Annotated in this window: 18 protein-coding genes; 10 read left to right on the top strand and 8 right to left on the bottom strand. The window is 66.9% G+C overall.

Annotated features, from left to right (window positions below; translation table 11 throughout):
* Positions 1-82 precede the first annotated feature (82 nt).
* On the bottom strand, positions 83-574 hold the full coding sequence (locus AC3A6P_RS33280; protein WP_487696658.1) for a methylated-DNA--[protein]-cysteine S-methyltransferase: 492 nt from the start codon (positions 572-574) through the stop codon (positions 83-85).
* Positions 571-2,076: an AlkA N-terminal domain-containing protein gene (locus AC3A6P_RS33275; RefSeq protein WP_487696664.1), complete on the bottom strand. Its 1,506-nt coding sequence runs from the start codon at positions 2,074-2,076 to the stop codon at positions 571-573. The genes AC3A6P_RS33280 and AC3A6P_RS33275 overlap by 4 nt, the downstream gene beginning before the upstream one ends.
* 123 nt (positions 2,077-2,199) lie before the next feature.
* On the opposite strand from AC3A6P_RS33275, the gene AC3A6P_RS33270 reads away from it, so the two are divergent.
* Both AC3A6P_RS33270 and AC3A6P_RS33265 read left to right on the top strand, forming a co-directional pair.
* Positions 2,200-2,646 (top strand): nitroreductase family deazaflavin-dependent oxidoreductase, encoded by a 447-nt coding sequence (locus tag AC3A6P_RS33270; protein WP_487696657.1) that lies wholly within the window; start codon positions 2,200-2,202, stop codon positions 2,644-2,646.
* Between the two features lie 94 nt (positions 2,647-2,740).
* A complete protein-coding gene (locus AC3A6P_RS33265; protein ID WP_487696656.1) occupies positions 2,741-3,454 on the top strand; it encodes a phytanoyl-CoA dioxygenase family protein in 714 nt (237 codons plus the stop codon).
* On the opposite strand, the gene AC3A6P_RS33260 is transcribed toward AC3A6P_RS33265, so the two are convergent.
* Positions 3,427-3,744: a DUF732 domain-containing protein gene (locus tag AC3A6P_RS33260; protein WP_487696655.1), complete on the bottom strand. Its 318-nt coding sequence runs from the start codon at positions 3,742-3,744 to the stop codon at positions 3,427-3,429. The two genes, AC3A6P_RS33265 and AC3A6P_RS33260, sit on opposite strands and share 28 nt — an antisense overlap.
* Before the next feature lie 30 nt (positions 3,745-3,774).
* Here AC3A6P_RS33260 and glsA point away from each other — a divergent pair, with 30 nt between their 5' ends.
* Positions 3,775-5,070 carry a glutaminase A gene (gene glsA / locus AC3A6P_RS33255; RefSeq protein ID WP_487696654.1) on the top strand — a complete coding sequence of 432 codons (1,296 nt, stop codon included), beginning with the start codon at positions 3,775-3,777 and terminating at the stop codon, positions 5,068-5,070.
* Here the strand turns inward: glsA and AC3A6P_RS33250 are convergent.
* Positions 5,053-6,663: an adenylate/guanylate cyclase domain-containing protein gene (locus AC3A6P_RS33250; RefSeq protein ID WP_487696653.1), complete on the bottom strand. Its 1,611-nt coding sequence runs from the start codon at positions 6,661-6,663 to the stop codon at positions 5,053-5,055. The two genes, glsA and AC3A6P_RS33250, sit on opposite strands and share 18 nt — an antisense overlap.
* A 161-nt stretch (positions 6,664-6,824) precedes the next feature.
* Between AC3A6P_RS33250 and nucS the strand changes: the two genes are divergently transcribed.
* Together nucS and AC3A6P_RS33240 are read left to right on the top strand one after the other, a co-directional pair.
* A complete protein-coding gene (gene nucS / locus AC3A6P_RS33245; protein ID WP_487696652.1) occupies positions 6,825-7,496 on the top strand; it encodes an endonuclease NucS in 672 nt (223 codons plus the stop codon).
* Positions 7,496-7,792, top strand: a complete 297-nt coding sequence (locus tag AC3A6P_RS33240; RefSeq protein ID WP_487696651.1) for a hypothetical protein — start codon at positions 7,496-7,498, stop codon at positions 7,790-7,792. The genes nucS and AC3A6P_RS33240 overlap by 1 nt, the downstream gene beginning before the upstream one ends.
* Before the next feature lie 5 nt (positions 7,793-7,797).
* On the opposite strand, the gene mce is transcribed toward AC3A6P_RS33240, so the two are convergent.
* Positions 7,798-8,283 (bottom strand): methylmalonyl-CoA epimerase, encoded by a 486-nt coding sequence (mce, locus tag AC3A6P_RS33235; protein WP_487696650.1) that lies wholly within the window; start codon positions 8,281-8,283, stop codon positions 7,798-7,800.
* An 81-nt stretch (positions 8,284-8,364) separates the two neighbouring features.
* Here mce and AC3A6P_RS33230 point away from each other — a divergent pair, with 81 nt between their 5' ends.
* The 3 genes from AC3A6P_RS33230 (at position 8,365) to AC3A6P_RS33220 (ending at position 10,938) form a co-directional block, all read left to right on the top strand.
* Positions 8,365-9,546, top strand: a complete 1,182-nt coding sequence (locus AC3A6P_RS33230; RefSeq protein ID WP_487696649.1) for an acetyl-CoA C-acetyltransferase — start codon at positions 8,365-8,367, stop codon at positions 9,544-9,546.
* 65 nt (positions 9,547-9,611) lie between these two features.
* Positions 9,612-9,995 (top strand): DUF3817 domain-containing protein, encoded by a 384-nt coding sequence (locus AC3A6P_RS33225; protein WP_487696648.1) that lies wholly within the window; start codon positions 9,612-9,614, stop codon positions 9,993-9,995.
* Between the two features lie 13 nt (positions 9,996-10,008).
* Complete coding sequence (locus AC3A6P_RS33220; protein ID WP_487696647.1) at positions 10,009-10,938, top strand: tetratricopeptide repeat protein; 930 nt, start codon at positions 10,009-10,011, stop codon at positions 10,936-10,938.
* A gap of 6 nt (positions 10,939-10,944) precedes the next feature.
* On the opposite strand, the gene glgB is transcribed toward AC3A6P_RS33220, so the two are convergent.
* Positions 10,945-13,170, bottom strand: coding sequence for a 1,4-alpha-glucan branching protein GlgB (glgB, locus tag AC3A6P_RS33215; protein WP_487696646.1), 2,226 nt, complete (start codon positions 13,168-13,170; stop codon positions 10,945-10,947).
* Between the two features lie 13 nt (positions 13,171-13,183).
* Entirely contained in the window at positions 13,184-15,271 is a 2,088-nt protein-coding gene (locus AC3A6P_RS33210) for an alpha-1,4-glucan--maltose-1-phosphate maltosyltransferase (protein WP_487696645.1), read from the bottom strand.
* Between the two features lie 193 nt (positions 15,272-15,464).
* Here AC3A6P_RS33210 and glgP point away from each other — a divergent pair, with 193 nt between their 5' ends.
* Together glgP and AC3A6P_RS33200 are read left to right on the top strand one after the other, a co-directional pair.
* Positions 15,465-18,077, top strand: coding sequence for an alpha-glucan family phosphorylase (glgP, locus tag AC3A6P_RS33205; protein WP_487696644.1), 2,613 nt, complete (start codon positions 15,465-15,467; stop codon positions 18,075-18,077).
* Complete coding sequence (locus AC3A6P_RS33200) at positions 18,074-18,925, top strand: virginiamycin B lyase family protein (protein WP_487696643.1); 852 nt, start codon at positions 18,074-18,076, stop codon at positions 18,923-18,925. The genes glgP and AC3A6P_RS33200 overlap by 4 nt, the downstream gene beginning before the upstream one ends.
* Here the strand turns inward: AC3A6P_RS33200 and AC3A6P_RS33195 are convergent.
* Positions 18,922-20,376: a neutral zinc metallopeptidase gene (locus AC3A6P_RS33195; RefSeq protein ID WP_487696642.1), complete on the bottom strand. Its 1,455-nt coding sequence runs from the start codon at positions 20,374-20,376 to the stop codon at positions 18,922-18,924. The genes AC3A6P_RS33200 and AC3A6P_RS33195 overlap by 4 nt on opposite strands.
* Positions 20,377-20,401 lie beyond the last annotated feature (25 nt).

Genomic DNA, 20,401 nt, shown 5'->3' with positions numbered 1-20,401 from the left:
CGGGTGGAAAAGTAGGACACCGCCGAACACACATTCAGAAATACCCCCCACACCCGTGGGGGGTATTTCTATTTCCAGACTTTCAATCGAACAGCGTCAAGGACGCCACATTCTGCTCCAATGCGAGCAGCATCCGCTTTCGATCGAGCCCGCCGCCGAATCCGGTCAAACTGCCATTCGCGCCGATAACCCGGTGGCACGGGACGATCACGGCGATCGGATTATGTCCATTCGCCAAACCGACGGCACGGAAAGCCGTCGGGCTTCCAATTTGAAGCGCAATATCGCCATAGGATCTGGTTTCGCCGTAAGGAATGGTGCGAAGCGCTTCCCAGACTTTCTGCTGAAATGGTGTGCCCTGGAATTCCAGCCGCAGATCGAATTGTTGCAATTCGCCTGCGAAATAGGCAGCCAATTGTTCGACTGCGTCGGGGAATGCGCGATCGTCGAGTGTCCAGTCGGCCCGGTCAGGCTCATACGTTTGATCGACCATTCGCAGATTCGTGAGCACCGGCCCTCTGCCGGCCAGTGTGAGTAGGCCGATGGGACTGTCAATCACGCGGTATCGGATCATGCTGCTTTCTTCGTTTCTTTCTGAGGCCCTCGCGGTGGCCAGTGGTTGACGTCGTGGTCCAGTGCGGTCCAGAGATATTGGGTGGCGTATGAGCGCCACGGGCGCCATCTGCTGCCGTATTCGGTGAGCGCTCGTACGCCGTCGGGTATGTCGAGCTGAGCAGCGGCGGCCCGGACCCCGAGATCCGAGGCGGGGAAGGCGTCTGGATCGCCGAAGCACCGCATCGCGATGATCTCTGTGGTCCACGGCCCCACTCCCGGCAATGCCATCAACTGGTCGCGGGCCCGTTGCCAGTCGCATCCGGCGTCGAGCACGAGCTCGCCGCTGGCCAATGACTCGATGAGCGCGATGACGGTACGCCGGCGGGTGTGGGGCACGGCGAGGCGCATCGGGTCCAGCTGCAACAGCTCCTCGGGGGTGGGAAAGGTGTGGGTGAGGCCACCGGCTGGGTCGGCGACGGGCATGCCGTAGTGCGCGACCAGCCGGGCCGCGTGCGTCCGTGCCGCTTTCGTGGACACCTGCTGGCCCAGCACGACGCGTATCGCGAGCTCCGCCTCGTCAACGGTGCGGGGTATCCGCTGGCCCGGGGACTTGGCGACCAACGGCTGCAGCGCCGAGTCCTCACCGAGGGCGGCGTCGATGGCTTCGGGGTCGGCGTCGAGGTCGAGTACCCGGCGACACCGTGCCACGGCCGCGGACAGGTCGCGAAAGTCCTCCAGGTGCAGGCTGCACCGCACATGGTCGGTGGCGGGCGTCAGGCTGACGATGCCCGTTCCGCGCGGCAACCGCAGACTGCGGCGATATGCCCCGTCGCGAACCTCCTCGCAACCCGGTACCGCCGTGGCGCCCAGATGGCCGAACACCCCGTCGTACGTGAATGGGGCCCGGACCGCGAACCGCAGGGTGAGGGTGCCCGAGTTTCCTGTGCGGGGCGTGCCCTTGGCGGCCTGGCGGCGCAACTCCGTTGGCGTGGAGGAAAAGACCTCGCGCACGGTGTCGTTGAATTGCCGCACACTGGCGAAACCCGCGGCGAACGCAATCTCACTGAAGGGCAGCGCGGTGGTCTCGATGAGCACTCGCGCGGTCTGTGCGCGTTGGGCTCGAGCCAGCGCCAGTGGCCCGGCACCGGCGTCCGCGTTCAGCAGCCGCTCGAGCTGGCGCGGTGTGTAGCCCAGCTTGGTGGCCAGACCCGTCACGCCCTCCCGGTCCACGGTGCCGTCAGCGATCAGCCGCATGGCCCGGGCCACCACGTCGCCGCGTTCATTCCACTCCGGCGACCCTGGGGAGGCGTCCGGCCGGCAACGCTTACAGGCGCGGAAGCCGGCTTGCTGCGCGGCGGCCGCAGTCGGGAGGAAGCGGACATTGCGGGCGAAGGGGGGACGCACCGGGCAGCTGGGCCTGCAATAGATCTTGGTGGTGAGCACGGCTGTCACGAACCAGCCGTCGAATCGCGGATCCTTGGATTGCACGGCGCGATAGCAACGATCGAAGTCGTCATGGATGCCGGGTTGCATGGGTACCACGATTACACCCGGGCACCGACACCGCTGGCGGGTTTACGACATCGCGGTGGCGGCTGCCAACCGGACCTCGGTCCGGTTAAGCTGGTACCGGGAGGTGATCCGATGAACCAGATCAACAAGGCCGAGCTGGCGTCCGATCCTGCGGCGCTCGGCGCATTCAATCGCGGTGTCATTGCCGAGTTCAGGGCGAACCAGGGGGCCATCGCCGGTCTGCCCGGCGGTGACGTCCTGCTGGTGCACACCACGGGCGCCCGGTCCGGGAAGGCGCGAGTGACACCGCTGGCTTATCTGACCGTTGACGGCCGAATGCTCGTGGCGGGCTCGTTTCTCGGATCGGCCAAAGATCCGGCGTGGGTGCACAATCTTCGGGCGCATCCGCGTGCACGCGTGGAGGTGGGCACCGAGGTCTACGATATCGACGCGCGGGAGGTGACCGGTGAAGAGCGAAATCGGTTGTACTCCAGGGTGGCCGAACTCGCGCCGGTGCTGGCGGACTATCAGGCCAAAACCGAACGGCCCATCCCGCTGTTCGAACTGCGCAGAGCCTGAACATTCGTGAAAAGAACTGTTACCGCCAGGCTTTCGTGACCTGCGGTGATAAATCGTTGGCGCTCCGGGAGCTTGACGTGCCACGCTGGCTGCTGTGGTCGATGTCGACGCGTTCATGGCACAGGGATATCTGAAGATCGAACAGCCCGAGTTGCGCTCGGCGGCGGACGACGCGCGGGCACGGCTGTGGAGACAACTGAACTTGGGGCCTGACGACCCGGACGGGTGGTCCGAGCCGGTGAGGTGGGTGTCCGATCTCACCGGCGGCGGGCCGTTCGGCGCCCTGGTGGGCAGTCGCCGCCTGGCCGAGACTCTGGACATGATCTGCGGCCCCGGCGGGTGGGTGCCGCGCGGTGCGCTGGGCAACATCCCGGTTCGATTCCCGGTGTCACCGCCGGCCCAGGACCGAGGGTGGCACATCGATCTGAACACCCCGGGTGCCGATGGCACCTGGTGGGTCAGTGGTGCACCGCACACGCTTCTGCTGTTGACCCTGCTGTCCGAGGTTGGGCAGGACGACGCCCCGACCCGCATCCGGGTCGGCTCTCATCGCGACGTGGCCGGCGTCCTCGGCCCGGCGTTGCTCGACGGTATGGAGGCCGGACCGATTGTCGACGCGGCGAGCGGGGAGCGGCCGGTGGTGCATGCGACGGGTGCACCGGGGGACATGTATCTGCTACATCCGTTCACTGTGCACGCCGCCGACGAACATCGTGGGCGCACACCGCGATTCATGGCGCAGTGCCCGGTGATGCTCACCGCGCCCCTGACGCCGGAACGCTACCCGAGCCTCAACGCGCTCTCATGATGGTCGCAGTACTCGGCCACCGCGAAGCCGGCGACCATACTGGCCGTCTCGAATGACAGGTCATGACCGGCCGACAACTGCTCAACCACGACGGGCAGGGCCTGCCCCGCATCGAAACCGGCGCACACCGACCGTCCCATCTCCGCCGCCGCCGCAGGGCTCTCGGCGGTGACACCGATCATCTCGAGTGCGCCGACGAATGTGTCATCGTCTGCGGCAGCGGGCGCAGCGGTCAGGCACGCAGCAGCGAGCAGGACGGTGGTCGCGGTGATGGTCTTGGGCAGGGTCACGTCTGCGATCTTGCCAGCTAGGATCGCGGCGTGGCGGAGTTGGTGCAGCAGTACCTCGATCGGATCTGTGAAGAGCACGCGATGTGCACCGAGGGGGCATTGGCCGCCTATATCCCGGAGCTCGCCGGTGTCGACCCGAACGGCTTCGGCATGTCCCTGTCGTCAGCAGATGGCCACGTCTATCAATCCGGCGATGCGACAGTCGAATTCACCATCCAGTCGATCTCCAAGCCGCTGACCTACGCGCTGGCCCTGCACCAGCTCGGTGAGGAGGCAGTGGATGCGAAGATCGGTGTGGAACCCTCGGGTGAGGCGTTCAACGAGATCAGTGTCGACCGCGTGAGCAAGACCCCGAAGAACCCGATGATCAACGCCGGTGCCATAGCCGCGGTGTCACTGATCGAGGGCGCTGACGCCGACGAGCGATTCGAGTGCATCCGCGATTTCTACTCCGCGTGCGCCGGCCGGCAGTTGCACCTCGACGAGCAGGTCTACCTCTCGGAGAAGGCCACCGGCAGCCGCAACCGCGCGATCGCCTACATGCTGCAGAGTTTCGGGGTGCTCGAAGGCGATCCCGACGAGGTTCTCGATGTGTACTTCAGGCAGTGCTCTCTGAAAGTGACGAGCACCGATCTGGCGCGCATCGGTGCCACCCTGGCGCGCGGCGGCGTGAACCCGATGACGGGCAGGCGCGTGACCGACAATCACGTGGCGCAGCGCACGCTCAGCGTCATGGTCACCTGCGGTATGTACGACGCCGCCGGGGACTGGGTGACAGGGGTGGGGTTGCCGGCCAAGAGTGGTGTCGGCGGCGGCATCATGGCGGTACTTCCGGGTCAGCTCGGAATCGGTGTCTACTCACCGCTGTTGGATGCCAAGGGCAACAGTGTTCGTGGGGTTCGGGTGTGCCGCAGCCTGTCTCGCCAGCTCGGGTTGCACTTCCTGACCGTCAGTCGTGAGTCCCGTTCGACCATCCGCGCGGTGTACGAACCCGTCGACAATGTGCGGGTCTATGAGGTGCATGGCGATCTCCTGTTCGCCGGGGCGGAGCAGGTGCTCAGAACGGTCAGCCGGGAGTGCGGCCATCTGGATGTGGCGGTGCTGGACGTATCGCGATTGGACACCATCAACGACCCGGCCCGGGAATTGTTGGCCGGCATGAGTTCTGCCCTGCGACAGCAGGGGAAGACAGGTCTGCTGGTGGACCCCGATGGGGCGGTGATCCGTTCTCCACACCGGTTCGACGCCACGGCGTTCACGACTCTGGAAGAAGCGGTCAAGGAGGCCGAGCGCTGGTTGCAGGAGCAGTCAGAGCTGGACCGGTAGCGCCAGCCGGGTGGGTTCGTCGTGACCGCGCAGCGTCACGGTCTCACCGAAAGTCCAATGGCGTCTTTCGTTTTCGGTCGCGCCCTCGATGGTATCCGACGACGCCAGTAGCCGGCCCGGCACGGACTTGGCCAGCTCGCACAACCGCGCTGCTTCGTTGACGGGTTCGCCTATCACGGTGTACTCGAAGCGCTGGCGTGCGCCGACATTGCCGGCCACCACCTGGCCGGCCGCAACGCCGATTCCGGCCTGACACTCGGGGATCTCCTCGACGAGCCGCCTGGCGATGGCCCGGGCCGCCGCCAGCGCGGCGTCCTCGGGACACTCCAGCCGGTTCGGGGCGCCGAACACCGCAAGGCACGCGTCACCCTCGAATTTGTTGAGCAGTCCCTGCTGGCGGTCCACTTCGTCGACGATGACGGCGAAGAATCGGTTGAGCAACTGCACCACCTCGGCCGCGGGGCGGCCCGTGACCAGCTGGGTGGAGCCGATGATGTCGACAAAGATCACCGCGGCGTGCCGCTCCTCGCCGCCGAGCTTCGGACGTTCCCGCTCGGCGGCGGCCGCCACCTCGCGACCGACGTGCCGTCCGAACAGATCGCGCACCCGTTCCCGCTCGCGTAGGCCCGCGACCATCGTGTTGAACCCGCGCTGGAGCTGGCCGAGTTCGGTGCCGTCGAACACCACCAGGTTGGTGTTCAGGTTGCCGTGCTCGACGCGGCTGAGGGCGGCGCGCACCACCCGCACCGGTGTCGCCGTGAGCCAGGACAGGATCCACATCAAGGTGAAGCCGAAGATCAACGCGAAGGCGGCCAGGATGATCACCGCGATGGTGAACTGCGTGGGGGTGACGTGTCGCAGCGTCAGGGTGATGATGGCCGCCAGCAGAATGCCCAGCACGGGAACCCCTGAGCCCAGGATCCACACCACCATCGTGCGGCCCATGATTCCGGCGGCGAACCGGCGTGGGGGCGGGCCGGCCTCGAGTGCCTGGGCGGCGACCGGGCGCAACGCGAACTCGGTGAACAGGTAGCAGCTTGCCGACACCACGATGCCGCTGAAACTGATGCCCAAGAGGAACTTCGCGATGTAGCGGGTGTCCTCGAGGCCGAACAGTGTGGTCAGCAGAACGGTGCCGCCGCCCCACAGCGCCAGCAGTACCCGAGTGAGGTGCCACGGCGCGAAGAAGGTGTTGCGCTGATCATCACGGGTCGGCGGGGTTTCTTCGATGGCCCAGCGGACGTTGTTGATCACCCGTCGGGTGGCCCAGAAGATCCCGACCACCAGTGCGGCCGCAATGTAGGCAGGGGCCACGCCGTAGGTGATCCAGCGGACCTCCGGCTCGAACACGCTGGGCTGAGGGAACGCCACCATCACGACGAGCGTGGCCACCCCGATGCCGATCAGGTTGGCCACGATGATCAACAGCGTCAGGATCGCCTGGATGCGCACCCGGCGTCGCGCCTGGGTCTCAGCGACCCGACCCAGAAGCCAGGAGCCGTACTCGGGCGCCTCCGGTAGCCGACCGCTCTGGCGGGTGACGGACTCGAGCACGCGGCCGAGGCGCTGCGCCAGCGTCGGGTTGGCATTCATGGTGGCGCAAGCCTAGTGGGCGCGCCCATCCGTTGAGCTCGACTTGGCGGCTCCTCAACCGTCTCGTCCCTCGACGGTATCGGTCGCCGCTGGGCGGGGTTGGGCGGCTCCTCAACCGTCTCGTCCCTCGACGGTATCGGTCGCCGCCTAAGGTGGTTCGCGTGCGTCTTGTCATCGCTCAGTGCACCGTGAACTACGTCGGCCGTCTGACCGCGCATCTGCCCTCGGCGCGGCGGTTACTGCTCGTCAAGGCGGACGGTTCGGTCAGCATCCACGCCGACGACCGGGCGTACAAACCGTTGAATTGGATGAGCCCGCCGTGCTGGCTCACCGAGGACAGCACCGACGATCGTCTGGTGTGGGTGGTCGAGAACAAGGCCGGCGAACAGCTGCGGATCACACTGGAGGAGATCGAGCACGACTCGAGCCACGACTTGGGTGTTGACCCGGGGCTGGTGAAAGACGGCGTGGAAGCACACCTGCAGGAGTTGCTGGCCGAACACGTGGAGCTCCTGGGTGCGGGGTACACCCTGGTGCGGCGCGAGTACATGACCGCCATCGGTCCGGTGGACCTGCTGTGCCGCGACGAACAGGGCCGCTCGGTGGCGGTGGAGATCAAGCGGCGCGGGGAGATCGACGGCGTGGAACAGCTCACCCGCTATCTGGAACTGCTCAACCGCGATTCGCTGCTGGCGCCGGTGGCGGGGGTATTCGCGGCCCAGCAGATCAAGCCGCAGGCGCGCACACTTGCCACCGACCGCGGAATTCGCTGTCTGACTTTGGATTACGACCAGATGCGCGGTATGGACAGCGACGAGTTCCGGCTGTTCTGATGGGCCGCAGGCGCAGGGCGGACAGGCGGCAGCAGCCGGTCCGCCCGCTGTTCCAGTCGCGGCGGATCGAGGTGGGGCCGGACGGGTACGACTACGAGGTGGTGCAACTACCCGGCGCCAGAGCCGTCAAGACCTACCGCTGCCCAGGCTGCGACCACGAGATACGAGTCGGCACCGCTCATGTGGTGGTCTGGCCGGCCGATCTGGGGGACAACGCCGTCGACGACCGTCGGCACTGGCACACGCCGTGCTGGGCCAATCGGGCTACCCGCAGCCCGACCCGACGGTGGTCGTGAGAAATCTAGTGTGAATCCGCGGCCGGCTCGACGAGCTCGATGAGCACGCCGCCACCGTCTTTGGGGTGGATGAAGTTGATGCGGGAGTTCGAGGTACCGCGCCGCGGAGCGTCGTAGATCAACCGCACACCCTGGTCGCGCAGACGTGTCGAGAGGGTGTCCAGGTCGCTGGTGCGGTAGGCGAGCTGCTGCAGGCCCGGGCCCTTCTTGTCGAGGAACTTCGCAATGGTCGACGAGTCGTCGATGGGCGCCATCAGCTGGATCTGGGCGCTGCCCTTGGGGGCGCCCCGCACCGACAGCATGGCCTCGACGATGCCCTGCTCCTCATTCACTTCCTCGTGCAGGACGATCATGCCGAGGTGGTCGTGATACCACTTCTTGGCCTCCGCCAGGTCCGGGACCGCGATGCCGACGTGATCGATCGCGGTGACCAGGGCAGAAGGCGTCGTGGTGCCCAGGACGGACTGGGTATCTAGCTGCTCGGTGGTCATAACGCAAAGGTAACCTTTTCAGCAGGATCACACACCTGCCGGTGGCCCGATCGGCCATTCACATCCACTCTGGAGGACTTTATGACGACGTCGGTGATCGTTGCTGGAGCGCGGACCCCGATCGGCAAACTGTCGGGGGCGTTGAAAGATTTTTCGGGGTCTGACCTGGGTGCGGTGGCGATCAAGGGCGCCTTGGAGCGAGCCGGGGTGGATGCCGGGCTGGTGGACTACGTGATCATGGGCCAGGTGTTGACGGCCGGGGCCGGGCAGATGCCGGCGCGCCAGGCCGCGGTGGCGGCCGGCATCGGCTGGGATGTCCCGTCGTTGACGATCAACAAGATGTGCCTGTCGGGCATCGATGCGATTGCACTGGCGGATCAGCTGATTCGGGCCGGGGAGTTCGAGGTGGTGGTCGCCGGTGGGCAGGAGTCGATGACCAAGGCGCCGCACTTGCTGATGGACAGCCGGGCCGGATACAAATACGGCGACGTCACGGTGCTGGACCATCTGGCCTACGACGGCCTGCACGACGTGTTCACCGACCAGCCGATGGGGGCGCTGACCGAACAGCGCAATGATCAGGATCGATTCACCCGCGTTGAGCAGGATGAGTACGCGGCCGGGTCTCATCAGCGCGCCGCGGCGGCGTGGAAGGACGGGGTGTTCGCCGACGAGGTGGTGCCGGTGTCGATTCCGCAGCGCAAGGGTGATCCCATCGAGTTCACCGAGGACGAGGGCATCCGCGCCAACACCACCGCCGAGTCGCTGTCGGGCCTGCGTCCGGCGTTCCGCAAGGACGGCACCATCACCGCCGGGTCGGCGTCGCAGATCTCCGACGGTGCCTGCGCCGTGGTGGTGATGAGCAAGGCCAAGGCCGAGGAGCTGGGCCTGGAGTGGCTGGTCGAGATCGGCGCCCACGGGGTGGTGGCGGGTCCGGACTCGACGTTGCAGAGCCAGCCGGCGAATGCGATCAAGAAGGCGGTGGCCCGGGAGGGCATCAGTATCGAGGAGCTTGACGTCATCGAGATCAATGAGGCGTTTGCGGCGGTGTCGTTGGCCTCGGCCAGGGAACTCGGCGTGAGCCTGGACAAGGTGAACACCAACGGCGGCGCCATTGCGGTGGGGCACCCGATCGGGATGTCGGGCGCCCGGATCACCCTGCATGCGGCGCTCGAACTCAAGCGCACCGGCGGTAAGTACGCCGTCGCGGCGCTGTGCGGGGCCGGCGGCCAAGGGGACGCCCTGATCCTGCGGGCGCCCTGACCTACGGCACCGATTCGTACGACGTGGCGTAGTAGCCAGCGCGCCGGTCAGGCACAATAGGGGCCATGTCTAGCGCTTATGATCTTCGGTCCACGGCAGGACGCTTCCGGCTCGTGGCTCTCCTGGAAGCCGTCAGCTGGGTCGGATTGCTGGTGGGGATGTTCTTCAAGTACGTCGGATCCCCCCGCACCGAGATCGGCGTGAAGATCTTCGGGCCGGTGCACGGCGGTGTTTTCGTCGCCTTCCTGGTCGCCGCGCTGTTCGCCGGGATCGCCTACAAATGGGGCATCGGCACATGGTTGCTGGCGTTGCTGGGAAGCATCGTGCCGCTGGGCAGTGTGATCTTCCTCATATGGGCTGACAAGACGGCTCGGCTGGGCGACGCCCCAGCCGTCCGGAGCAGCGTTGCGCCGGGCGGACCAGCGCGGCCCGCACCCGAGGCGACGTGACAGACTTGAGGGCGTGACGAGACCTGGATCTCCTGGGCGCCCCCCGGCCGGGGCCGCATTTGCCGCGTCGATGGCCGGGGCAGTTGACCTGTCGGGGCTCAAGCAGCGGGCACAGCAGCCCGCCGCAGGCGCCGCAGACGGCACCTCCGCGGGCTCGCCGCCGGGTACGGAGGTCACCGAGGCGACCTTCGAGTCCGACGTGCTGGTGCGGTCCAACGAGGTGCCGGTGGTGGTCGTGCTCTGGACTCCGCGCAGCGACTCCTCGGTGCAGCTGGTGGAGGACTTCTCCGGCCTGGCCGCACAGGACGGCGGCAAGTGGGCGCTGGCCACCGTCAACGTCGACACCACGCCGCGGGTGGCCCAGGCGTTCGGTGTGCAGGCCGTCCCGACTGTGGTGGCGCTGGCAGCCGGCCAGCCGCTGGCCAGCTTCCAGGGTTCGCAGCCGCCTGATCAGCTGCGCAAGTGGATCGACTCGCTGCTGAGTGCCACCGCCGGGAAGCTCAGCGGCGGCGCCGAGGGTGAGCCCGAGGAAGTGGACCCGGCTCTGGCGTCGGCGCGCGAAGCACTCGAAAACGGTGATTTCGCCACCGCCAAGACCGCCTACCAGGCCATCCTGGACAACGATCCAGGCCACGTCGAAGCCAAAGGCGCGGTGCGCCAGATCGACTTCCTCACCCGCGCCACCGCACATCCGCAGAACGCTGTGGCACTCGCCGACGCGGCGCCCTCGGATATCGACGCGGCGTTCGCTGCCGCCGACGTCCAGGTGCTCAGCCAGGACGTCAGTGGCGCTTTCGACCGTCTCACGGCACTGGTGCGGGCCACCTTCGGCGACGACCGCACCCGGGTGCGGACTCGACTGATCGAGTTGTTCGACCTGTTCGACCCCGCGGACCCGGATGTCATCGCCGGGCGCCGCAAGCTGGCCAACGCCCTGTACTGATATCGGCTACTCGGGCCGCTCCGGCTCGAGCCACAACGCCGAGTTGGGCGGCAACACCAGCACCGCAGAGGCGGGCCGGCCGTGCCACGGATCGGCGGTGGCGTCCACCCCGCCCATGTTGCCTGCGCCGCCCCCGTTGTAGATGGTGGCGTCGGTGTTGAGCACCTCACGCCAGCGTCCGGCCAACGGCAGTCCGAGCCGGTACTGGCTGTGCTCGGAGCCGGAGAAGTTGAAGATGCACGCCAGCGTCGAGCCGTCCTTACCGAACCGCAGGAAGCTCAGCACGTTGTTACCCGAGTCGTTGGCATCGATCCAGGAGTAGCCCTCCGGCTGAGTGTCCTGCGTCCACAGCGCGGGGTGGCTCTTGTAGATGCCGTTGAGGTCCCGGGTCAATGCCTGGATGCCGGTGGAGAAGCTCTGCTCGTCGAGCTGGTACCAGTCGACGCCGCGCTCCTCGGACCATTCGGCACGCTGGCCGAATTCCTGGCCCATGAACAGCAGCTGCTTGCCCGGGTGTGACCACTGGTAGGCCAGCAGGGTGCGTAGGCCGGCGGCTTTGACGTGATCGTTGCCGGGCATCCGGCCCCACAGCGTGCCTTTGCCGTGAACCACCTCGTCGTGGCTGATCGGAAGGACGTAGTTCTCGCTGAACGCGTACAGCATGGAGAACGTCATCTCGTGATGGTGGTAGCTGCGGTAGATCGGGTCGCGGCTGATGAACGCCAGGGTGTCGTTCATCCAGCCCATGTTCCACTTCATCGAGAAGCCCAGGCCGCCGAGATTGGTCGGCCTGGTGACACCGGGCCAGGACGTCGACTCCTCCGCGACGGTGACGATGCCCGGGGTGAGCTTGTGCACCGTGGCGTTCATCTCCTGCAGGAATTGCACGGCCTCGAGGTTCTCCCGGCCGCCGTATTTGTTCGGCGACCAGCCGCCCTCGGGGCGGGAGTAGTCCAGGTAGAGCATCGAGGCGACGGCATCCACCCGCAGCCCGTCGATGTGGTATTCCTGCAGCCAGTACAAGGCGTTGGCCACCAGGAAGTTACGCACCTCGGCTCGGCCGAAGTCGAAAACGTAAGTGCCCCAATCAAGTTGCTCCCCCCGACGGGGGTCGCCGTGCTCATAGAGTGGGGTGCCGTCGAATCGGCCCAGCGCCCACGCGTCCTTGGGGAAGTGGGCGGGCACCCAGTCGACGATGACGCCGATGCCGGCCTGGTGCAGCCGGTCCACGAGATAGCGGAAATCGTCGGGCGCGCCGAACCGCGACGACGGTGCGTAATACGACGTCACCTGGTAGCCCCAGGACCCGCCGAACGGGTGCTCGGCCACCGGAAGCATCTCCACGTGTGTGAATCCCTGTTCGACCACGTACTCGGTGAGCTCGTCGGCCAATTGGCGGTAGCTCAGCCCGGGACGCCAGGAACCCAGGTGCACCTCGTAGGTGCTCATCGGTTCGAACACCGGGTTGACCGTGGCGCGCTGGGTCATCCAGTCCTCATCGGACCAGGAGTAGCCGCTGGTGTACACCTTCGAAGCGGTTTGCGGCGGTACCTCGGTGGCGAACGCCATCGGATCGGCACGGTCGGTGACACTGCCGTCGGCGCCGCGGATCCGGAACTTGTACAAGCCCTCCTCCGGGAAACCGGGCCAGAACAGCTCCCACACACCGGTGGAGCCCAGGACACGCATCGGCGCCTGCTGGCCGTCCCAGTGGTTGAAATCGCCGACCAAGCTGACACCCTTGGCGTTGGGCGCCCAGACGGCGAACGACACCCCGTCCACGGTGCCGTCGGCGGTGGTGAACGAGCGGCGGTGCGCGCCCAGCACCTCCCACAGGCGTTCGTGGCGGCCCTCTGCGAACAAGTGCAGATCGATTTCACCCAAGGTGGGCAGGAACCGGTACGCGTCGGCGATCAGATGGGTGTCGATACCGCCGTCGGAGGACTGATAGCTGACCTCGAGCCGGTAGTCGATCAGGTTGGCGAACGGCAGAGCCACCGCGAAGAGCCCGGAGTCGATGTGCTGCAACGGATATCGCACACCTCCGATGACCGCCACCACGTCGGTGGCGTGCGGCCGGAATGCCCGGATGACGGTGTGGTCGCCGTATTCGTGCGCGCCCAGAAGGGCGTGCGGGTCGTGATGGGTACCGGACACCAGCCGGTCCAGATCAGACGGATCCGGTGCCAGATGCTTGCTGACGGTGTCTTTCTGGGTTCCCGAGTGAGTCATCGTGACGCTCCTTTCACTCGCGCCGCAGCAGAACTGCGCGCTTGTCGGGCGGAATGAGCGGCATGTTCAGCACATGCGCGACTGCCCTGGCCGGGTCGATGCGGACATAGTTGCCCTGACCCCATTGGTATTCCTCTCCGGTGATCTCGTCGCGGACCCAGAATCGCTCGTAGTCCTCCATACCCAGAGCGCTCATGTCCAACCACAGGGTGCCTTCCTCAGGCCCGAACGGATTGAGGGTCACCACCACCAGTACGGTGTCGCCGGTCTCGGGGTCGAACTTGCTGTAGGCCAGCAGCGCGTCGTTGTCGATGTGGTGATAGTGGATGGTGCGCTGCTGGCGCAGTGCCGGATGGATGCGACGAATTTCGTTGAGCCGGGCGATGAATGGCTCCAGCGACCGACCCTCGGCCAGCGCGGCGTCGAAATCGCGGGGCCGCAGTTCGTACTTCTCGGAGTCCAGGTACTCCTCGCTACCTTCCCGAACCGGCTGGTGCTCGAACAACTCGAAGCCGGAGTACACGCCCCACACCGGACTCATGGTCGACGCGAGAACCGCCCGGATGGCGAACATGCCGGGGCCGCCGTGCTGCAGGCTCTCGTGCAGGATGTCCGGCGTGTTGACGAACATGTTGTGCCGGGCTTCGTCGGTGCGGGCGGCGACCTCCTTGCCGAATTCGGCGAGCTCCCACTTGGCGGTGCGCCAGGTGAAGTAGCTGTACGACTGGGTGAAACCCAGCCGGGCCAGGCCGTACAGCCGCGCCGGCCGGGTGAACGCCTCGGCCAGGAACAGGATGTCCGGGTCGTAGGCTTTGGCCTGGCCGATCAGCCACGCCCAGAAGTCCGGCGGCTTGGTGTGGGGGTTGTCCACTCGGAAGGTCTTCACGCCGTGGTCGATCCAGAACTTCACCACCCGCAAGACCTCGTTGTAGAGGCCGGCCGGGTCGTTGTCGAAGTTCAGCGGATAGATGTCCTGGTATTTCTTCGGCGGGTTCTCGGCGTAGGCGATGGTGCCGTCGGGCAGTTCGGTGAACCACTGCCGGTGATCCTTGGCCCACGGGTGGTCGGGCGCGCACTGCAACGCCAGGTCGAGGGCTACCTCCATGCCGAGATCATTTGTGGCGGCGACAAATTCGTCGAAGTCATCGATGGTGCCCAGGTCCGGGTGCACGGCGTCGTGCCCGCCTTCGTCGCTGCCGATCGCCCATGGTGAGCCGACGTCGCCCGGGGCCGCGGTGACGGTGTTGTTGCGGCCTTTGCGGTGCACCTTGCCGATGGGGTGGATGGGCGGCAGGTACACCACGTCGAAACCCATCCTGGCGATACGCGGAAGTGCCTTGATGGCGGTGGTGAAGGTTCCGTGTACGGGGTTGCCGTCGGCGTCCCAGCCGCCGGTGGAACGCGGGAAGAACTCGTACCAGGACGCGAACCGGGCGTCGCTGCGGTCGACCCAGACGCCGTACTGGTCGCCGCGGGTCAACAGTTCGCGCAGCGGGTAGGTCTCGAGCAGGGCGGTGACATCCGCCGACAGTGCGGTAGCGGCGCGCACGAACGGGTCGCCGGGTTCGCGCAGCTTGGTGGCGGCCTGGATCAACGGATAACGATCCTGGCGCGGGACACCCGCGGCGGCGCGCTCCAGGAGTTTGGCGCCGATCAGCAGGTCATTGGACAGCTCGGCTTCGCCTTGGCCGGCGTCGAGCTTTGCGGTGATGGCTTTGCGCCAGGTCGCGATGGGGTCACCCCACCCGTCGACCCGGTAGGTCCACAGGCCCACCGCGTCCGGAACGAACTGCCCGTGGAACACGTCCGGTGTGCGCCCGGCCGACATGGGCAGGCGCTGGGGCTTGACCCGCGGTGACGGGGAGACGATCTGGTCGATGGGGATCGGCTCTACCGGTTGCGCGCTCGGGGTAGGACCCGCGACCAACTGCGGATACGAGGTGCCGTGATAGCGCACCACCAAGGTGGCGGCCACGGCGTCATGACCTTCGCGCCACACCGTGGCGGACACCGGCACAACCTCTCCCACCACGGCTTTTGCCGGGAATTTCCCGCCGGATATAACTGGCTGGACGTCGTCGATCTCGATGCGACCGGGCACCCGAGCTCTCCTCTAGGCGTCTAGGGCGCGGCGGGGCCGCGCGGTGAATTGCCGTCTCTGTCGTCCTGACTGGTACTTCGGTTAACCACTTCGCGTCCACCTCAACCGTAGTGTCCGCGCACCGCCGAAGGGAGGGGCGCAATCCGCTGTGTTGCTCACAAGGCGCGGCGCTCGCTCAGTAAGGTGGGGCTACGTGAAGGCTCTCCGACGGTTCACGGTCCGTGCTCATCTGCCTGATCGGTTATCGGCGCTGGAACAGCTGTCGGTCAACCTGCGCTGGTCATGGCACACCCCGACGCAGGAGCTGTTCGCCAGCATCGACCCGCAACTCTGGTCGCGCAGCGGCGGTGATCCAGTTGCCCTGCTCGGGTCGGTGACCCCGGCGCGGCTCGACGAACTGGCCGGCGACGGGTCGTTCCTGCACAGACTCGACGCGCTGGCCGCCGATCTGGACAACTACCTCACCCGCCCGCTGTGGTATCAGCAGCAACAGGACTCGTCGGACGCTGCGCTGCCGGCCGGAATCGCGTACTTCTCGATGGAGTTCGGGGTGGCCGAGGTGCTGCCGAACTACTCCGGCGGCCTGGGGATCCTCGCCGGCGATCACCTGAAATCCGCCTCCGACCTGGGTCTGCCGCTGATCGCGGTCGGCCTGTACTACCGCTCCGGCTACTTCCGGCAGTCGCTGACCGCCGACGGCTGGCAGCACGAGACGTATCCGTCGGTGGATCCCGCCGGCTTGCCGTTGCGGTTGCTCACCGAACACGGCGGCGCGCCGGTGCTGGTGTCGCTGGCGCTGCCCGACGGCGCGCAACTGCACGCCCGGGTGTGGATTGCGCAGGTCGGTCGCATCCCGCTGTTGCTGCTCGACTCCGATATCCCCGAGAACGACCACGACCTGCGCGGCACCACCGACCGGCTGTACGGCGGTGACCAGGAGCATCGCATCAAGCAGGAGATCCTCGCCGGCATCGGTGGGGTGCGCGCCATCCGCGCGTTCACCCGGGTGGAAGGGCTGCCCGCACCCGAGGTCTTCCACATGAACGAGGGTCACGCCGGGTTCCTGGCTGCCGAGCGCATCCGCGAGTACATCAGCGGTTCCGGGCTGGACTTCGGCACCGCGCTGGCCGTGGTGCGGGCCAGTACCGTCTTCACCACGCACACCCCCGTCCCGGCCGGCATCGACCGGTTCCCGACGGACATGGTGAGCCGGTACTTCGCCGATGACGTTGCCGCGCCGCTGTTGCCCGGGGTGACGCTCGAGCAGATCCTGTCCTTCGGCGCCGAGGACGATCCGTCGAAATTCAACATGGCCCATATGGGGTTGCGCCTGGCGCAACGAGCGAACGGTGTGTCGCTGCTGCACGGCCGCGTCAGCCGGGAGATGTTCAACGAACTGTGGCCGGGTTTCGACCCGCGCGAAGTGCCGATCGGGTCGATCACCAACGGTGTGCACGGGCCCACCTGGGCGGCCCCGCAGTGGCTCGAGCTGGGCCGTGAACTGCTCGGGACAGACGACCTGGGTTCACTCAGCGAGCCGGACACCTGGAAGCGGCTGCAGCAGGTGGATCCGGGCCACCTGTGGTGGATCCGGTCTCAGCTGCGGGCGCTGCTGATCGACGACGTCCGGGCCCGGCTGCGGCGCTCCTGGTTGGAGCGTGGCGCTTCGGAGGCCGAATTAGGCTGGATCGCAACAGCATTCGACAAGGACGTGCTGACCATCGGGTTTGCCCGACGGGTTCCGACGTACAAGCGGCTGACACTCATGCTGCGGGATCCGCAGCGGCTGGAACAGCTGCTGCTCGACGACACCCGGCCGCTGCAGTTGATCGTCGCGGGCAAATCGCATCCCGCCGACGACGGCGGCAAGGCGTTGATCCAGCAGGTGGTGCGGTTTGCCGACCGGCCCGAGGTGCGGCACCGGATCGCCTTCCTGCCGGACTACGACATGTCGATGGCACGGCTGCTGTACTGGGGCTGCGACGTGTGGCTGAACAATCCTCTGCGGCCCCTCGAAGCGTGTGGCACGTCGGGCATGAAGAGCGCGCTCAACGGTGGGCTCAACCTGTCGATCCGCGACGGCTGGTGGGACGAGTGGTTCGACGGCGAGAACGGCTGGGAGATCCCCACCGCCGACGGCATCATCGACGACAACCGTCGCGACGACCTGGAAGCGGCGGCACTGTATCGGCTGCTGGCCGAGTCGGTGACCCCGAAGTTCTACGACCGCGACCATTCCGGAGTGCCGGGGCGGTGGGTCGAGATGGTGCGCCACACCCTGCAGGCTCTGGGCCCGAAGGTGCTGGCCTCCCGGATGGTGCGCGACTACACCGAGAAGTACTACATTCCGGCGGCGGCATCGTTGCGGCGCACCATCGAACCTGCCGGGGGAGAGGCATACGGGACGGCCCGCAAGCTGGCCGATTTCCGCGACCGTGTGCAGAAGGCGTGGCCGCATGTCGAGATCACCGACGTCGACAGCAGCGGGCTGCCCGACACCCCGCTGCTGGGTTCGCAGCTGACGCTGACGGCGGTGGTCCAGCTGGCCGGGCTGCGCCCGGATGAGGTGGTGGTCCAGGCGGTGCTCGGCCGTGTCGACACCGGCGACACGCTCATCGATCCCATCACCGTGGTGATGACGCACGTCAGCAGCTCCGACGTCGGTGGTGTGGAGAGCTCGGCGACGTTCGCCACCACCACGCCGCTTCCGGTGGCCGGTTCCGTCGGCTACACCGTCCGCGTGTTGCCGCACAACGATCTGCTGGCCGGCGACAGCGAGCTCGGCCTGGTCACGCTGGCTCGATGAGCACAGCTCTGACGGTCGCCGTCGACGGCGGACCGTATGCGCTGGCGGCCGCCCCCGACGGGTCGATGTGGGTGACGTTGGTGCACAGCGGCTCGGTGGCCCGGATAGACAGGGCCGGAAACCCGACCGTGTTCCCGGTGGCGCCGGGTAGCAAGCCGTCGATCATCACGGCGGGACCGGACGGGGCGATGTGGTTCACCTGCGCCGGCAGCGACCGGATCGGCCGCATCACCGCGTCAGGTGAGTTGCGTTTTGTCGAATTACCGGACGGCAGTGGGCCTTTCGGGCTGACGGTCGGGCCGGACTCGGCGCTGTGGTTCACCACGATGACGCGCGGCACTCTCGGGCGGGTCACGACCGAGGGTGAGGTCACCGACGAGGCCCACCTCGGTGGGATGCCCTCGATGGTGATCACCGGCCCGGACAATGCGCTGTGGTGCACGCTCAACGAGCGAAATGCGGTGGCGCGAGTGGATCCGCGTACCGGGAAATCCACCGTGCGTGAACTGCCGACCCCGAACGCCGGACCGGTCGGGATCACGGCCACCCACGACGATGCGGTGTGGTTCACCGAGATCCGCGCCGGCAGACTCGGCCGCATCCCACTGCACGAGGCCATCCAGGAGATCGACCTTCCGGGCAAACCGCACGCCGTGGTGGCCGACATGGTCGACGGTGTCTGGGTGAGTCTGTGGGGTGCCGATCAGCTGGCCCGCGTCACCGGCGACGGTGAGATCACGACGTTCGATCTGCCCGCAGGCAGTGAGCCCCACGGCTTGGCCGTCGACGCCGACGGAGCGCCCTGGGTGGCGCTGGAGTCGGGATTTGTTGTCCGCCTGCCGCTTTAGGGGAACCGCCGCATACAGCGGTCCTGGTCACCGAGGACGCCGATCCGGAACGCGTCGATGCGGGAGAAGCCGGCCGGAACCGACTCGCCGTTGACATCGCCGGCGGCCAGACCGTTGGTCAACAGTCCCGCCACCGCTTCGTCGAGATCGCCCGCGGTGAGGGCGAAGGTGTTCCCGTCGGAGGTTTTCACCTGCTCGGCGAGTTTGGTGGTGGCCACGCCGGTCAGGCACGCCGTCCGCAGCCCGGCGGCGGCGTTGTCGAGCACCAGCCCGCCGTGCTCGCGCTGCACGGCCATCATGTACCGCGACATCAGGATCGAGTAGGCGGTGTTGTCGCCCGACAGTGCTGCCGAGAACTCGTCGTCGCCGCTCGGGGTGCCGATCGCCTCGAGTTCCGGCAGATCGACGGCAAGGGTGTTGGTGGCCGGGCAGTACGACACCGGCGGGCTGGGCCGGGCGTCTTCGCAGTCCTTCGCCGACTCCGCGTCGAAGCTCAGCGCGGGCGGGTTGGTCGGCTGGAACAGGATGGTCAGGGCATCCACCAGCGTGCGCACCGACTCCTCCGAGACCGGCCATTCGCCGGTTTGGCCGCCCTGCAGCTGCACCGGCAGCTCGCCGCGTCGCTGCGCCACCTCCTTGGCGTCGATGTTGGCGCACGCGGAGGGCCCGTCGCTGAAACCGAACTGGAAGGCGGAGATCCGCTCGAACGCCGATCCGTGCTCGTCGCCGCCGCTGTAGAGGTCGTCTTCGGTGAGGAGCGGATCGCGGAACGTGATGATGCCGGCCAACAGATTGTTCAAGCCGTCACCGGTGCTCAACGAGAACCGGGAGGAATTGCCCTCGGCGACCCAGCGCATGTACGAGCCCGCGAAACAGTCGGCCTGCTGTTCGCCGACCAGGACGGCGGTGCCGCGTTTGTTCAGTTTGGCCTGACGCTGGATGGAATGGCCGTACTCGTGGGCCAGCACCATGGTGATGCCCATGTCGCCGTTTGCGCGGCGCAACGACGGCAACAGCACTCCGCGATCCCAGCCGATGGTGCGGTCCATCGAACAGAAACCCGCGTTGACGAATCCATAGGTTTCCAGGTCGCAGAAAGTGCCGTCGTAGTCGTCGGCGTCCCAGGAGATCAGGGCCGACACCGGACGGAACTCCCCGGGGAAGACGTCACTGTAGACGCTGTTCCAGTACTCCTCGATATCGCTGATGGACTGGCCGGCGACCTCGTCGATGTCCCCGCCGTCGGTGCCCTCGACATCGCGGGTCGGTTCCTTGGCGTCGGGGCGCAGACCGGAGGGGCCGTCGACGGCCGGCAGGCCAGCGACGCGGAACGGGTCGGCGAACACCGAGACCGGAGTGCCCTCCAACGTCGTGGAGCAGGAGGTGAGCGCCGCCGTGACGGCAAGGACGGCGCCGGCCGATACGAGTGTGCGGGGTCGTCGCAGGCGCATGGGCCACCTCTCGCGTGAACACATC

The sequence above is a fragment of the Mycobacterium sp. Soil_C_30 genome (genome assembly GCF_057656995.1).
The sequence above is the reverse complement of the archived record's forward strand: the minus strand, read 5'-3'. Positions and strand labels throughout refer to the sequence as shown.